General features: G+C 42.3%; 12 protein-coding genes and 1 pseudogene. 4 read left to right on the top strand and 9 right to left on the bottom strand.

The features are described 5' to 3' along the window. Window positions 1–55 precede the first annotated feature (55 nt). On the top strand, window positions 56–1,444 hold the full coding sequence (locus V7K41_RS05215; protein ID WP_334846143.1) for an ATP-binding protein: 1,389 nt from the start codon (window positions 56–58) through the stop codon (window positions 1,442–1,444). Between the two features lie 88 nt (window positions 1,445–1,532). Here the strand turns inward: V7K41_RS05215 and V7K41_RS05210 are convergent, their stop codons facing one another. Then, window positions 1,533–3,137, bottom strand: coding sequence for an NAD(P)H-quinone oxidoreductase subunit N (locus V7K41_RS05210; RefSeq protein WP_334846141.1), 1,605 nt, complete (start codon window positions 3,135–3,137; stop codon window positions 1,533–1,535). 111 nt (window positions 3,138–3,248) lie between these two features. Between V7K41_RS05210 and V7K41_RS05205 the strand changes: the two genes are divergently transcribed. Beyond that, entirely contained in the window at window positions 3,249–3,398 is a 150-nt protein-coding gene (locus tag V7K41_RS05205; protein WP_334846139.1) for a hypothetical protein, read from the top strand. Window positions 3,399–3,466: 68 nt separating this feature from the next. On the opposite strand, the gene V7K41_RS05200 is transcribed toward V7K41_RS05205, so the two are convergent. The 3 genes from V7K41_RS05200 to V7K41_RS05190 all read right to left on the bottom strand — a co-directional run bounded on the left by V7K41_RS05200 (window position 3,467) and on the right by V7K41_RS05190 (window position 6,056). Continuing rightward, window positions 3,467–3,739: a hypothetical protein gene (locus tag V7K41_RS05200; protein ID WP_334846138.1), complete on the bottom strand. Its 273-nt coding sequence runs from the start codon at window positions 3,737–3,739 to the stop codon at window positions 3,467–3,469. A gap of 76 nt (window positions 3,740–3,815) precedes the next feature. Further along, on the bottom strand, window positions 3,816–4,874 hold the full coding sequence (locus V7K41_RS05195; protein ID WP_334846136.1) for a WD40 repeat domain-containing protein: 1,059 nt from the start codon (window positions 4,872–4,874) through the stop codon (window positions 3,816–3,818). Between the two features lie 210 nt (window positions 4,875–5,084). Continuing rightward, entirely contained in the window at window positions 5,085–6,056 is a 972-nt protein-coding gene (locus V7K41_RS05190; protein ID WP_334846135.1) for a CobW family GTP-binding protein, read from the bottom strand. A gap of 309 nt (window positions 6,057–6,365) precedes the next feature. On the opposite strand from V7K41_RS05190, the gene V7K41_RS05185 reads away from it, so the two are divergent. Then, a complete protein-coding gene (locus V7K41_RS05185) occupies window positions 6,366–7,316 on the top strand; it encodes an all3515 family Zur-repressed PEP-CTERM protein (RefSeq protein ID WP_334846133.1) in 951 nt (316 codons plus the stop codon). Window positions 7,317–7,369: 53 nt separating this feature from the next. Here V7K41_RS05185 and V7K41_RS05180 read toward each other — a convergent pair whose 3' ends face one another. The 5 genes from V7K41_RS05180 to prfC form a co-directional block, all read right to left on the bottom strand. Next, window positions 7,370–8,284, bottom strand: coding sequence for an alpha/beta fold hydrolase (locus tag V7K41_RS05180; protein ID WP_334846132.1), 915 nt, complete (start codon window positions 8,282–8,284; stop codon window positions 7,370–7,372). Window positions 8,285–8,376: 92 nt separating this feature from the next. Next, entirely contained in the window at window positions 8,377–8,811 is a 435-nt protein-coding gene (locus tag V7K41_RS05175) for a SufE family protein (protein WP_104907546.1), read from the bottom strand. Window positions 8,812–9,348: 537 nt separating this feature from the next. Further along, window positions 9,349–9,855, bottom strand: coding sequence for an RNA recognition motif domain-containing protein (locus tag V7K41_RS05170; protein ID WP_334846130.1), 507 nt, complete (start codon window positions 9,853–9,855; stop codon window positions 9,349–9,351). Between the two features lie 701 nt (window positions 9,856–10,556). Continuing rightward, entirely contained in the window at window positions 10,557–12,815 is a 2,259-nt protein-coding gene (locus V7K41_RS05165) for a M48 family metallopeptidase (RefSeq protein WP_334846128.1), read from the bottom strand. Window positions 12,816–13,021: 206 nt separating this feature from the next. Further along, window positions 13,022–14,650 (bottom strand): peptide chain release factor 3, encoded by a 1,629-nt coding sequence (gene prfC / locus V7K41_RS05160; protein ID WP_334846126.1) that lies wholly within the window; start codon window positions 14,648–14,650, stop codon window positions 13,022–13,024. Window positions 14,651–14,774: 124 nt separating this feature from the next. Between prfC and V7K41_RS05155 the strand changes: the two are divergent. Beyond that, window positions 14,775–15,008: pseudogene (locus V7K41_RS05155) on the top strand (DUF4870 domain-containing protein); the annotation flags it as partial. Between the last annotated feature and the right edge of the window lie 94 nt (window positions 15,009–15,102).

Raw genomic sequence — 15,102 nt, 5'->3', positions numbered from 1 at the left:
ATTAAGCTTAGTGCAGATATGTAAACTAGAGTCAAATCGTGAAAGTTGAAGCCCCATGACTCCTGAACAATTTCTTGAACTTGCCAGAGTTCTACCAGAACCTTTACTCCTGGTGAGTGGAGAAGGTCAGTTGTTAGCTACGAATCAACCAGTAACAGATATGCTGGGGTTACGCCGTCAGGAACTGCGGGGAATAATGCTGTTTGAACTTGTAAGTGAGCCTGCCAACGATATTGTAAAGTACCTACAAGCTTGTTCAAGTAGCAGGGCAATGGTTATTGGCTCCTTGACTTTCCGAAAGAATGATGGACAAACGTTAATATGTCGTAGTCAAGGAGCAGTTATTCAACCTTGGTCTCCTGAATCTTCAGCTTTAATTCTCTTACGCTTAGAAAATAGAAACCTGGCCAGCAGTAATTTCGTTCTTTTAAACGAAAAAATTGATGAATTAGGAAAGGAAGTGCAGAGACGAAAACAAGCGGAGGAAGCGCTTTGGAAAGCGAATCAAGAGCTAGAAATTCGGGTTGAGGAACGTACAACTGCTTTACAAGAAACACTAAACGAACTACAACTTACCCAAACTCAGCTTATCCAAGCTGAAAAAATGTCTAGTTTAGGTCAGATGGTCGCTGGTATTGCCCATGAAATTAATAACCCTATAAGTTTTATTTATGGTAATCTTCACCACGCCCATAAATACACTCAAGATTTACTAATATTGGTGCAAATTTATCAACAACTTTGTCCAAATATTCTTCCAGAAATCCAAGATAAAGTAGAAGAAATAGACTTAGATTTTCTGATTCAAGATATAACTAAACTCTTTCAGTCAATGAAAGTGGGAACAGAACGCATTCAAGAAATTGTTAAATTACTACGTAACTTTTCCAGACTTGATGAAGCAGAATTTAAGCAAGTTAATATTCATGAAGGAATTGATAGTAGTTTAATGATTTTAGAGCATCGCCTGCAAACTAGGCATGAGTATCCAAAAATCAAAGTTATCAAAAAATACAGTCAACTGCCGAATGTAGCTTGCTATCCTGGTGAACTCAACCAAGTGTTTATTAATATTCTTGCTAATGCGATCGATGCACTGGAGTCGTCGGCTAATAATGGTCAAAGGTCAGCAATAAATCCACAAACTACTGACAATCAAGAATTCGCAGAGAATAATCCTAAAATTTACATAAAAACTGAGTTAATCGATCAAAACTGGATAGAGGTTACTATTGCTGATAATGGTTTAGGGATAAATGAACAAGTTCGCTCAAAACTATTCGATCCGTTTTTTACCACGAAAGCAGTTGGCAAAGGCACTGGATTAGGGCTATATATAAGCTATCAGATTATAGTTGAAAAACATAACGGACAACTTAGCTGTTTTTCGGTTCCAGGAAAAGGTGCAGAATTTGTAATTAAGATACCTATTAACTCAGTCTGATTAAATTTAATTTAAAAGATATGATAAACGCCTGTCTGCTAATTTGCAAACAGGCGTTTTTTGAGTACAAAGTTTGATGGAGAATCGGTTAAATCTTAGCAGTAGAATCAATTGAGGGTTGAGACTGACTAACCGAATCTAACTTTGGCAAAAGCAGGAGATTTTGTGCTTTTACATTACTGTTAATTGTAGCTTGCAAAAATGGGGTATTGGAGATGGAATTGTTAGCCAATGTAAACAGTGGATTTGACAAAATCCCTGCTAAAGAAGTGGCAATTAATGTGATCACCAACCCGACCTGCAAAGGTCTTAGTCCAGGCAAATCCCAACGCACTTGTGGATAATTCTTCACCGCGTCGGACATTTCATGGGGTTCTTTTACTACCATCATCTTAACTACGCGAATGTAGTAGTAGATGGAGACGACGGTGGTAACTAAGCCCAGTAAGACTAACCAATAAAGTCCTGCTTGCCAACCAGCCCAGAATAAGTAAATCTTGCCGAAAAACCCAGCCAATGGTGGAATCCCACCCAAGGAAAGCAGGGCAATACTCAAACCCAGTGTTAAAAGTGGGTCTTTTTGATATAAGCCGGAGTATTCCGCAATCTGGTCGGTTCCTGTTCGTAGTGAGAACAGGATGATGCAGGTAAAGCCGCACAGGTTCATGAACAGGTAAACCAGTAGGTAAAATATCATACTGGCGTATCCTGCCTGTGTACCAGCAATCAAACCAATCATCACAAACCCAGCTTGGGCAATGGATGAATAAGCTAGCATCCGTTTCATGCTGGTTTGGGCTAGGGCGACTACGTTACCCAAAATCATGCTGAGAACGGCTAGAGCTGTGAAGACAAACCTCCACTCCTCAGCAACAAGAGGGAAGGCTGTTGTCAGCAAGCGGATAGCTAGGGCAAACCCAGCTGCTTTGGAACCGACAGATAAAAAGGCGATGACTGGGGTGGGAGCGCCTTCGTAAACGTCTGGTGTCCACTGGTGGAAGGGTGCGGCGGAGATTTTGAAGCCAATACCTGCGATCGCAAAAACTAGGGCAATCACTAAACCTAGAGATTGTCCCACTTTCGCTGTGGCAATGCCATTAGCGATCGCACTTAGTTCAGTTTGTCCTCCAGATAGTCCATACAGCAGTGATACACCGTACAAGAATATTGCTGTACTGGAAGCTCCAATTAACAAGTATTTCAGCGCCGCTTCATTGGAGCGGGGGTCACGCTTGGTATAACCTGTCAACAAATAAGAGGAGATACTCAGGGTTTCTAGGGAGATGAAAATCATCACCAGCTCACTAGCCCCGGATAAAAACATCCCTCCTAATGTAGCACTCAGCAAAATAGCGATGAATTCGGCTAAGGCGGTGCCACTCTGCTCAACGTAGCGAATTGACATCAGTATAGTCACAACCGCAGACAAGGCAATAATACCGCGAAAGATAATACTCAGGTCGTCACCGTTAAAGCCACCGCTAAAAGAGATGGGATTAGGAGAGTCCCATTGAAAATATAGGGCGAGAATCGAAGCAAATAAACCTGCGATCGCTAGATATCCAATCCAGCGTGCGGATGTACGCCCCAAAATCAAATCAACAATCAAAACCCCCAAGAGGGTGAGAATAACAATCCCCTCTGGCAAAATCGTTCCAGCGTTTAGCTGGGATGCAATATTAGCAAAATCCATGAGATGTATAGGTTTTGGCGATTAGACATTAAGGCTAACTCTGTTCACTCTAGCAAGTTTTCTAATCCTCGGACTAGCTCTTTTAACAAGAGCTTAACAGCTTAGGTGCAGATGGCGAACGTACCAACTTCACTGGCTTACCAGCAGCTTTCTCAGTATCTAGGAATTCACCTAACAGCTTTCCTACCTCGTTTTTTAGGCGCGAACGTCAGCAAATATCATAAATATTTATGCCGCAACCAGTACGATAGTTACGTATAAAAAGCTTATAAAATTAATAAGGGCACAGCATTGCTGTGCCCCGACAATATTTATAACTCCTAAGTTTATTAAAAATCGGCTGATGGCAGCTTGCCTTGTAGCGACTGAAATTTGGCTTGAACACAGTTGGCACAATTACAACCAAGTCGATCAATAATCGAATTAGATGTTTGAATCAAGTTTGGTGTTACCAGATCGGGAATTTGTTGTGTAGATACTACCGTCACAATTTGGGTAGCGTATGTAGATTTCAGGCTGGATGCGTTTGCTGGATTGACTACCAGCAGCATGGATACCAGAAATGCAGGACAGGCAAGGAGAATCAGTTTGATAATGTTCATAATTTACAAAGATACCTTTGCTGATACAGCATAGCCAATAAATTGCCGAGGTTCAACTTTAATTAGTGAGTATTGCTTAACTACGCCCGAATCCCTGACCGCGCAAAACCTTTGACCATACAAGTAATTCGCCCTGTTCGCCGCCTGCAGCCAGTAACTTGCCTTGGGGATGCCAAGCTAGGCTAGAAAATCCTGCTGAGACACCTGTGATAATTTGGGATACTTCCTTGGCTTTGTTCCACAAACATAACCAGCCGTCAGCAGCAGCAGAAGCGAGAAGGAAGCTTTTGGGTGCAAAGGCGATCGCATTGATTACACCCACATGATTAGTTAATACTCGTGCTTCCCAACCTAATGAATCATCCTCTAGCTTTTCCCAGACTACAATACCTTCAACGCTAGAAGATGCCAGTATTGGCGCACCTACTTTAGTTATAGCTTCTGACCATGCCAATTGGCGAATTTTACCAGGGAAGCCACGCATCACCCAAGGGTCGGGGTTGTTCCATTCTAAAACGGTAACACTACGATCCATATTACCAGAAGCGAGGAATTTGCCATCGGGCGACCAAGCCATCGCTAAACTGACAGTAGTCATATCTAAGCTGTATGGTTCTTCATCCCAGTTTTGACTATGCCAAATCTTCACTCCCTTGTAACCACTAATGGCTAAGTATTGTCCGTCAATGCGCCAATCTATACCCAATACTGAAGAGTTGTCGAAATTCAGCGTTACGACAATTTCACGAGTATCTGCATCCCAGACTTGCACGTAACGCCCCAAACTAAAAGCCAGTTGGTTACTGGTGTAATTCCAAGCTAACTTGTCAACCCATGCAGGGGCATTTTCCAACGTGGCGATTAATTCAGTGTCGCACCAAATTTTCACCTGTCCATCTTGTCCACCAACAGCTAAAAATTTTCCATCTGGCGAAAAGGCTAGACAGTCTACTGATTTACCGTTACCAGTTTGTAAGCTTGTGAGTTCGCCATCATTCCACAAAACTACTTCACCGGCGGCGGAAGTTGCTGCTAAAGTTTGACCTTGTGGCGACCAAGCGATCGCAGTTACATAATCTGAAAGTGTCCCCGAATAGTTTTGTTCAAATTCCTTAGATTTGGTTGTGGAGTTCATATTTATTGGGTACTGGGTACTGGGGATTAGAGACTGGGAACTAGGAACTGGGACAGGATTTACGCACTGGTAAGGGAAAATCAAACCGCAGAGGACGCAGAGGACACGGAGAAATAAGAGTTTCAGAGAGTTTTTGCGTAAGTCCTATGGGAATTAAGGAGTGAATTTTTCCCAATCCCCAATACCCAATTCCCAGCCCCCAATACCCTTTTAAACTAGACAAGCGAGAAAATCTTGCTTGAGTTGGGCTGCATCAAGATTGCGGCCGATGAAGACTAATTCGTTTTTGGGGGTTTCGCTTGGTTTCCAAGGACGATCGGGTTTGCCATCAAATATCATGTGTACTCCTTGGAATACAAATCGATTATCTTCTCCAGCAATATTTAAAATACCTTTCATCCGAAAGATATCTGGGCCTTGGGTACGCAGTAACTCCGAAAGCCAAGTATTTAATTTTTCTCCATCGACTGCGCCTGCTTCTACTAAAGCCACAGAAAAGACAGTTTCATCGTGTACGTGGGCATCTTCGCCTAAGAAGTCTGGATCAATTTCTAATGCACGATCTAAATCAAAGGCTTTTACACCTAATAAAGCATCCATTCCTAGTTCAGAATTGCGGGTACGGTAGATTTTTGCGATCGCATTCATCGCCCGAATCCGTTTTTCTAATTCATCTAACTCTTCTGGCGCTACCAAATCTGTTTTATTAAGTAAAATTACATCGGCAAAGGCAATCTGTTCTTGGGCTTCGTCTGCATCCCAGTGCTGCGAGATGTGCTTGGCATCTACGACTGTCACCACTGCATCTAGAGACAGTTGACTTTGCAAATCTTCATCAACAAAAAATGTTTGAATCACTGGTGCAGGATCGGCTAATCCAGTCGTTTCAATTACTAAATGGTCAAATTTATCGCGCCGCTTCATCAAATTGCCAATGATCCGAATTAAATCGCCACGCACTGTACAACAGATACAGCCATTATTCATTTCAAAAATTTCTTCATCTGCATCGATAATCAATTGATTATCAATACCCACTTCCCCAAATTCATTGACAATCACAGCAACTTTTTTGCCGTGTTCGTAGGTGAGGATGTGATTGAGTAGAGTCGTTTTACCTGCTCCCAAATAGCCTGTAAGCACAGTAACGGGAACTGAATTGTTAACTACGTCAGCCACCATACTCTAAATTCCTCGTGTCTCACCTTGTGGATAATCATTATCGCCTATGATAAATCTTTTTATATTTTTGTGCGAACTTGCTGTTATTTTGGGTTTCAGCAAAATAATCACATAACTTAGTCAAGAAATATTTTATTTTTATACATCTGTAATAAGTAATAAATATTCACAAGTTGGCGTGACCTGATAGGAAGATTGCATACAAGCCGACCCACCATGCGGGAAGTCGCAGGTTAGTACCTTGACAATCTCACAGACAACATGATAATCATTATCACAAATAGAAAAATTAGACTTTAATGGAGAAGCATGGTGATTTCGAGAAACACTACCTGCCCGAAAAAGCAAGTAACTCAAACAAGGCAAGCATCTGCGTCGTCTATTGCAGTCAGCTTTTTGGTCGTTGCGCCGCTGGTTTTATCTACCGCTTTGGCACCGGCACAAGCGGATGATACTCACAATCATTCTGACGAAACCGAATTTTACATTGGGTTAGATGGTTTGGAGGTTTTTCCTACAGGGACATACGCAGGTTTGGAGAACCCCAACTACAATCGTTTGACCTTTCTATTTGCACACAGGCACGAAGAAACGCCTGAATCTAACCATTTCCACGGCATCGGTGCTTATAGCTACTCAGGGTCTTTAGATAACCTAACCATTAACTCAACTAATACAAATAACCGAATTCCAGAATCTTACTCAGAACAACCACCGCAAACATTATTACTTGGTACAGGGTTTTATGCTGGTCGTTTGATTAGTACTCCAACAAATAAGGAATATAGTAATCTGACGATAGAACCTGTAGTGTCTCTAAAAGCTTCAAAAAAATTAGGTAATCAGTATCTGTTCAATAGCTCTAATGGTCGTTGGCAGTCGTCCATTGAGGGTGCAAATGTTGGTTTAGAATTAGCCTCAATTAGTACTGGATTGAATGTTGGTGATTCAGCAGGCGTTGATATTTTCAAGTCAGTCGGCGATATCTACACAATTGGTATTGGTGATAATTTTTCGTTCACTCCTACCTTTTGGACCGATGCTGCTGCGCCACTAGGAACTTATTCTGCATCATTCAAACTTGTGGATTTAGGCAATGGCAATAACCCCATTCCTTTTAAGGAGTCTGGTACTTTCAGTTTTGATTTTGAAGTCAAGACAGTACCTGAGTCATCAACTGTTCTTGGTCTTGGTATAGTCGGTTTACTAGCGCTTTCTCTTTCTCGCTTACAAAAACTTACTCGCAATAGCTTAAACTAATTATAATCTCGCACCAAAGTGCAAAATGATTCTTTGCGTCTTGGTGCGAAGATTTAATTTTTTGAAGATAACAAAAAAGTTTGAACTACTTCTAAAACAACTGCTGGGTATTCTTCATGCAGTCCCAGAGAACCAGGTATAACAACGCTTTTGACTTCTGGTAAAGCTACCAAAGCGTTCATTTCTTCTCGTGATTTGGGGGGGCTGGATTCCCCAATTACTACCATAAACGGTACGGTTAAAGACTGCACAAGTTCCAGAAAATCAGATTGTTTGTGTACAGCATCAAGATTACCAGTTACAAAAGCAGCAGATGCAAATCGCGCTCCTGGTTGTTGAGTTGTGTGCCACTTTTTTTCGATAAAACTGGGTGTAATTTTAGCCGCGTCAGTAAAGACATGACGACGGTACATAAAACTTAAGAAAGATTGGGTAGTGTTGAGTTTGTAGAGAGCTTGACCAAGTATAGGCGATCGCACCAATTCTCTCACGATGCCAGCTATTTGTTGACTTGCTCCCATTGTCGGCAAAGGGCCACGCCAAGTAGGAGCTAATAACACAATTCGTGAGAAAGCAGCCTGCTGTTTGACAGCTAATTGTAAAACGTAACTAGCAGCATGACCAGCCGCTACCACAGTAATAGGAGTATTAAAAACAGCTTTGACAAAATCTTCCAGAAATTGCTGATATATTTCTGGTCGATAATTCAAACTAGGGCGAGAAGATTCACCAAATCCAGGCCAGTCTACGGCTACAACTTGAAAATGGGGAGCTAGTAACTTGGCAAGTTCGCCCAGTTCCAAACGCGTCGAAACACTGCTGAAAGCTGGTAGCAGTAATAGCGGTGAACCTTTACCCAAGGTTTCATAAACAACGCGCAATCGCTGATTTTCCCAGTTCCAGAGATATTCTTCAACTACTCCACCAAAGCCAATAGCAGCAGAGGTAGATAATAAATTTGTTGACATTAGACTAAATTTTGGTAGTTGTACCTTATTTATTTGTCAGTTGTCCTTTGTCATTTGTCCTTTGCTAATGACAAAGGACAACTGACTAATGACTAATGACCAATTTTAGATTCCAATGCTTTTTTTTGCATGGTTTTAAAAATGTTGTAAAATCCATTAGCACGGGAAGGTGTTAGGCTAACATTTAAACCTGTTTCTTGAATAAAATCTGGAGTAAGTTGGACAATCTCAGTTGGCGTTAGTCCATCTAATCCCTCTACCAGAAGCCCTACTAATCCTTTGGTTAATTGGGAATCGGAATCGCCCTGAAATACAACTTTACCGTCATCTAAGGCTGCTGTAATATAAACTTGAGACACGCAACCAGGAACTTTATTTTCGGGTAATTTATCAGCTTCTGGGAACTCATTGAGCTTCTGAGCATACCAGATTAGCTGTTCGTAGCGTCGCTTCGGTTCGGAAGCGCGTTGAAAGCGCTGGACAATTTTAGCGAGCGCAGGTGGCAAAGAATCTAGAGTTGAGGACATAACAGAAGCTGCAAACAATCGGTATCACCTTGAGTGTAGATTATCTTTAGAGCGATCGCGCCGACCGTTCACTTGGCAGTATGAAGCTTGCCATTACTGACTATATCTTATCAAATCTAGATAATTACTGCGATCGCATTGATAAAGATCGAGTTTTTTGATGTGTCTAATCACAAAAACTTAATTTTATGTTTTTATAAGCAAGTTTTAACAACATGTCTACATAAACTATAGTTGCATCAATATATACTTATGACGCAAGTATGATAAATTCGTGAAACTTATGTGTCGTTTGATTTAATTAAAATGCAGATAGATTTTATGGAGCTTGGTCGGTTTGCACGCTTCTAGCTGCTAACTCTCAGGTACGCCTTAGTGTGACTAGTGGCGATGCGATGCCTACGGCGGGCTGCGCCTACGTACTTACAAAATTAGCTGCAAGTTCATTAAACTAAGCAGCTAGATAATTATCAACAATTAAAAATTAAAAATCAAAAAAATTCTGATTTTTAATTTTTAATTTCTCTCCCTTGAGGATTAATTTGTAGTTTGTGCAGCTAGCATCTGCTTCAGCTTTTCTAATTCCGAAGCCCAACGAGGATCTGGACGAATAGCGTCTGAATCGGTGGTTGTGGTGTTGTTTTCACGAGAACCGCCGCCACCGCCGCCACGACGAGGCTTCTTAGAGCTTTTCTCGCGGCGGCTACCTTCTCTGTTGGGGCTAGGAGTCGGGGTACTATTACTAGCAAGAGTAACTGGTTTAGGAGCTTGCTCGTCACCCTCTTCACCCTTTGTCCGAGGTAATGCCTTCTCTAGCTTAATGGGAGTATCTTTGAACATCTGACCATTATACTTTTCAATAATTTCGTCAGCTTGTTCGTCATTGTTAACTGTAAGAAAACCAAAACCACGGCATTTGCCAGTTTTGCGGTCTTTAATTAATTTAGTAGTTACAGCATCACCTTCTGCTGCAAAAACGGCTTGTAGATCTTGACGATCTATTTCATCTTTAGGCAAATTACCTATATATAGGCGAACGGACATGAACTATACCTCCAGAGTTGAATGAACATGGCAAGGCAAGAAAACAATCACTTAGCTTTAGCTTTTAAATAGATGCTATTGACCAAGACTGCCATAAACCAATTTTTTTGCTCGAAACTGTCAACCTATACAACAATACAGTTTTTCGTCGGGATCAAGCTTATTTAATCCAATGGCTCACACTATGGTGAGCTAATAACACCTTAATTCTAAGAATTGTAAATTTAATAGCCTATTAGCTGCTAAAGTACACGCTTTCTTCTATGCCCTTATTCGCAGAATCAAATACCATTCCTTACATTACCACGGTATTTTCTACGTAGCTAGTTTAGCGCATACATTTCCAACATTAGTATTACTGCATCGTAACATAAAACACATTTTTTTATTCAAGTGAGCATATTTTGAAACAAAAACCAGCCAGTGGCTGGTTAATTTACTGTTGTGTTGGGAGGATAAAAAAGTATAGAGCGGGGAAAAAGCACCTAAATCCACAACTAAGCGGTGATGCTGAGTTATGTCGGTTGCTCTGGTTTGTGTAAATAAATGTAACATTTTTTAAGAGAATCTGCAACTTTTCTTTACATTTGGATTTGTCATTTGTCAGTTGTCCTTTGTCCTTTGTCCTTTGCAAATAACCAATAACTAATGACTAATGACTAATGACTAATGACTAATGACTAATGACCAATGACCAATGACTAACCAGTGAGAAAGATGTATGCGCCCCAAGCCTGTGCTGCAACAGCCAAAAAAGTAGACCAAATAGGATGAGGGCTATGAATGGTTTTACCACTTTGAGTTTCTAGGGTTTGGATATCGATCCAAGGCGTTGCTCCTCGCCGGAACCAACCTGTGACGATAATTTGCCGCCCGATTAGATCCTGGTGATTGACTGACTGTCCTAGCCAAGAAATATGGTGTAATTTCACCAAACCTGCGCTGGATTGAAGGATTAAATCTTGCGCTAGGGAGTTGCTAGTACCTTGACGACCTAATAATTTACCCACAAGACGCACGCTGACGCTATCAATAGGTAAGACAGAAGGGTCAGCTAACAGGTTGGGTAAGCTGTCGTCAGTTTGTACGGTGGCAGGTTTAATATCGGGGAAGAAAGAATTAATCCGCATCACAGTACCAATGCTAAAGCCAATCAGAAGGCAGCCTGTAATGAAAGACCAATCTTCATATATCCACTTTAGATTTAAAAACTTGAGTGTGAATGCTAGTTGCCAGGTTAGCCAGACGAAAGCTGCAAACAGAACCCCTAGAGGAATTCCTAACCAGGGAGCGACTTGTAATAGGAAAGACTGACGCTTAACTTTTGATGGTTCCCTAGTAAAATGTAGTTCGGTGTCTAGATGCCAGTGACGGGCTATTTGGCAGAGGCGTTCGAGGCGATCGCCCATTAAAGGATGACTATTATTAATCGTAAACCATTGGCGATAGGGATTGGCAGTATCCCACTTTAAAAAGGATTCAAAAGATAGATTACTGGCAATAGTGCCCAAAGAAAGACTCTGTTGATGGCTGACTGGTGTCAGGAGATTTAAGCTTTCTATTTGCCAATTGGTGTGTTCTTGTTTTTGGATATCAGCGGCAATGCCAATGGCGATTTTGAGTAAAGCGCGAATCAGGGCGTTGGGATTACCAGTAATTTCAGCGGCGACGCGATCGCTATAATAAAGCCGCAACCGCGACAACCACAATGCAGTTCCAGTCAGCAAACACCAAACTCCATAAATTAGACTCGCCAGAATTGTCAGCGGCCAGCGCCAAATTTTCCCTGATATTTTGTCTCCCAACTCCGATACTTGTTGATATAGCTTATGAGTTGGTAGTGTAACCAGCAGCAACAAAGACATTACAGCAAAATCCCAGTGAGCAATATGCCCTAGTTGCGTGGCGTAAATAATGGCGATTTCATCATCTGCCAGCTGCTCTAATAGCCCTTGACTCACAACAATCCTGGCATTACGTGGTAAACTACCATAAGTCAGAATAATTGGTGCAGCCGTTGGTAAAATCCGCAGTTTGGGTAACGGCCAGTGCCGTTGTTGGCAACAGCGTTGTAGCACCCGAACAGCTTCGCGGCTATGGGTATTCAATACATCTTTCGGAAATTCTCGCTGACCATACAAATTCGCCAGTAGCAGATCCAGCAACCAAGGTGAGACTCCGATTAAAATCACCAATACTATTAGCAACAGTTGAGTAGGGTCGCCGTATAAAAGCTGTATCGGTTCCAGATAAGGTAGTTTGACTAAAGTCTGGTTGATAAATCCTAGTGCAAACTTGAGGATTTCTCGGATCGCCCAAAACAGGGCAATGAATGTTCCGGCTGACAGTAGCCGCAAGGGAATTAATTTTGGTTTACGTAGTGGTTGCCATGCTCTGGCGCGTTGTGCTTGTCGCCAATAAATAACGCCGAATAATTTGGCTTGGGTACGGGTAACAGAACCCATGAAGCCGCTTAAGGGCGTAGGTGGTGGTGTCGCTAATGTGGCTTTGAGTCTAGCTAGTGGCACCATTGGCGGGATGTCGTCGCTTTTGGTTTCTATGACTCGATCGTTCGCCTTTTCCTCTAATTTAGGAGTTTCCGGGGGAGTGACGGGAGTTGAATCTGGGGTTGAATTATCAAAGGCAACAAATCCAGTTTCGATTTTTTTTGCTTCTTGCTCAGGTTTTTTACGTTTTCTCAGGTGTTCGAGAGCGCGTGTTGCCCACTCTTTAACTTGCGGATTGTTACTCTTAATGAGATTCTGGGAAATAGCAATCGCTTTGGGAACTTCGCCAGTGCGAGCATAAGCCATCACTAAACCAACTTGGGCTTGTAAGCTAGCAGTAGCATTGCTTTGAATACTAGCAATAGGTTCTAGTTGAGCGATCGCTGTTTGGTAATTTCCCTGCTTGAGGGCAACTAAACCAGCCTCCAAAGACGATTTGGCATGTGAAGGCATACAAATTCTGGCACTCCAATCTCTTCTAAATGATCCACGTTTGTGCAAAAGCGCGAACCCCGGATGCAGTGGAAATCAACCGCGCTCAAGTTTTGCTTGTCTAAGTGAATTGATCGAGCAAGAATCCAAAAGTCAAGAGTCAGAATTCAGTTGTGTCTTCTATAGAACTAATTCTGAATTCTGGATTCTGGATTCTGTATTCTTCTTCATTCTTCCACTGGTTGTTGACTAGAAAATACTGGAGCGATCGCGCTTAATTTTAACTCTGGATGGTCGCCCAATAACTGTTGACAATTCCATTCATTACGGAATAGCAACACTGGTCGTCCCATGCTGTCTTTAACTGTAGTGGTATTAAATATTCGTCCCACCTTTTCTAATGCTTCCCAACCACCCTCAACCCAACGGGCGACACTGTAGGGTAATAAATCTAATATGGTTTCTACACCATACTCGTTTTGTAAGCGAAACTGCACTACCTCGAATTGCAACTGACCCACCGCCGCCAAAATTGGATCGCGCTTGGCTTCATCAGTTGAATACATAATTTGCACAGCGCCTTCTTCTCGCAATTCCGCAACGCCTTTTTGGAATTGTTTGGACTTCGAGGGGTTGGGATTCCTCAGAGACGCGAACAGTTCCGGCGAAAAATACGGAATTCCTTCATATTCGAGCTTTTGTCCCGTGTAAATTGTATCCCCGATCGCAAAAACACCGGGATTATTCAAACCGATCACATCGCCAGGATAAGCCACATCAATCGATTCTCGCTCTTGAGCAAAGAGTTTTTGCGGGCGAGATAGACGGATGAGTTTACCAATGCGGGCGTGATTCACCATCATATCTTTTTCAAACTTACCAGTGCAAACCCGGATAAATGCGACGCGATCGCGGTGTTTTGGGTCCATATTCGCTTGCAGCTTGAAGACAAACCCCGAAAATTCCGGGTATGTAGGGGGAACTTCGCCAACACTGCTGACATGAGAACCGGGTTTGAGGGCATAGTCGAGGAAGTACTTGAGGAATAACTCGACCCCGAAGTTAGTCATGGCGCTACCAAAGAACACAGGCGTCATTTTGCCTTCGTGTATCAACTGTAAATCTAGCTCTGGCCCAACTCCTTCTAACAGTTCCAGATCGTTTTTCAGTTGGTAGTACAGGTTTTGTTCTAGCTGTTCTTCTATTCTCGGATCGCCTAACTCCACTATCGTATCACGGGCTTCTCGGCTACCGTGGGCGCTGCGTTCAAACAGGTGTATTTGTTGCTTGTGTCGGTCAAAAACACCTTTAAAGCGATCGCCCATCCCAATCGGCCAGTTTACCGCATAGGTTTGCAATCCCAGTTCTTGCTCAATTTCATCCAACAGTTCCAGAGGTTCTCTTCCTGGGCGATCGAGCTTGTTGATAAATGTAAAAATCGGGATACCCCGCAACTTACACACTTCAAACAATTTACGGGTTTGGGGTTCCAAACCTTTTGCCGCATCAATCAGCATCACTGCATTATCGGCGGCGGCAAGGGTACGATAAGTATCTTCACTGAAATCTTGGTGTCCGGGAGTGTCTAATAAATTGATTTGACAATTCCGGTATTCAAATTGCAATACTGTGGAGGTAATGGAAATACCTCGTTGTTGTTCCATCGCCATCCAGTCAGAGGTAGCCTTGCGCTGTGCCCGTCGCGCTTTGACCGCCCCAGCTTCGTGAATTGCACCCCCGTACAGGAGTAGCTTTTCAGTTAGTGTCGTTTTACCAGCATCGGGGTGAGATATAATCGCAAAGTTGCGGCGAAGTTCAACTGCTTGAATAAGTTCAGACTGAAGTTCAGTAGACATTAGTGTATTTGTTTGTTTGTTAGCTTAATTTTTTTTGACTTTGGCAAGTCTTTTAATCTTAAGACAACGAAGCTCGTGATAGGGTCGTAGTATAACCAACAATCTGACTAAATAGGAGAAAGCAATGTACGACACAGACAAGCGAAAGCTTCTATCTGCCTTGTCTCATGGAGCGATTTTTTTCAGCACAACGTTAATATCTGTAGGCGTACCTATCGCCATACTGCTTGTATCTGACGATCCTGTTGTTAAAGAAAACGCTAAAGAATCCATCAATTTCCACTTTAATGTCTGGTTTTATGGTGCAATTCTGGGATCGCTATTTTTTCTATTCGGCTGGTTAGTGTTACCTCTATTATCAGGGTTAGCGCGTCTCAAACCCTATTGACAAAAGGACTTGCCTGATAGGCAATCAAGTTGGAAACAAAGTGGGACTATCCGGGCTAGGGTAA

Source organism: Nostoc sp. (genome assembly GCF_036917415.1).
Classification (GTDB): Bacteria; Cyanobacteriota; Cyanobacteriia; order Cyanobacteriales; family Nostocaceae; genus Nostoc.
Note: the sequence above shows the minus strand (reverse complement) of the source record. Positions and strands in the feature narration are given on the sequence as shown.

Excerpts from the sequence above, each read along its gene's own strand:
- V7K41_RS05215 (WP_334846143.1), top strand. The coding sequence starts at position 56 with ATGACTCCTGAACAATTTCTTGAACTTGCCAGAGTTCTACCAGAACCT.
- V7K41_RS05210 (WP_334846141.1), bottom strand. The coding sequence starts at position 3,137 with ATGGATTTTGCTAATATTGCATCCCAGCTAAACGCTGGAACGATTTTG.
- V7K41_RS05205 (WP_334846139.1), top strand. The coding sequence starts at position 3,249 with ATGGCGAACGTACCAACTTCACTGGCTTACCAGCAGCTTTCTCAGTAT.
- V7K41_RS05200 (WP_334846138.1), bottom strand. The coding sequence starts at position 3,739 with ATGAACATTATCAAACTGATTCTCCTTGCCTGTCCTGCATTTCTGGTA.
- V7K41_RS05195 (WP_334846136.1), bottom strand. The coding sequence starts at position 4,874 with ATGAACTCCACAACCAAATCTAAGGAATTTGAACAAAACTATTCGGGG.
- V7K41_RS05190 (WP_334846135.1), bottom strand. The coding sequence starts at position 6,056 with ATGGTGGCTGACGTAGTTAACAATTCAGTTCCCGTTACTGTGCTTACA.
- V7K41_RS05185 (WP_334846133.1), top strand. The coding sequence starts at position 6,366 with ATGGTGATTTCGAGAAACACTACCTGCCCGAAAAAGCAAGTAACTCAA.
- V7K41_RS05180 (WP_334846132.1), bottom strand. The coding sequence starts at position 8,284 with ATGTCAACAAATTTATTATCTACCTCTGCTGCTATTGGCTTTGGTGGA.
- V7K41_RS05175 (WP_104907546.1), bottom strand. The coding sequence starts at position 8,811 with ATGTCCTCAACTCTAGATTCTTTGCCACCTGCGCTCGCTAAAATTGTC.
- V7K41_RS05170 (WP_334846130.1), bottom strand. The coding sequence starts at position 9,855 with ATGTCCGTTCGCCTATATATAGGTAATTTGCCTAAAGATGAAATAGAT.
- V7K41_RS05165 (WP_334846128.1), bottom strand. The coding sequence starts at position 12,815 with ATGCCTTCACATGCCAAATCGTCTTTGGAGGCTGGTTTAGTTGCCCTC.
- prfC (WP_334846126.1), bottom strand. The coding sequence starts at position 14,650 with ATGTCTACTGAACTTCAGTCTGAACTTATTCAAGCAGTTGAACTTCGC.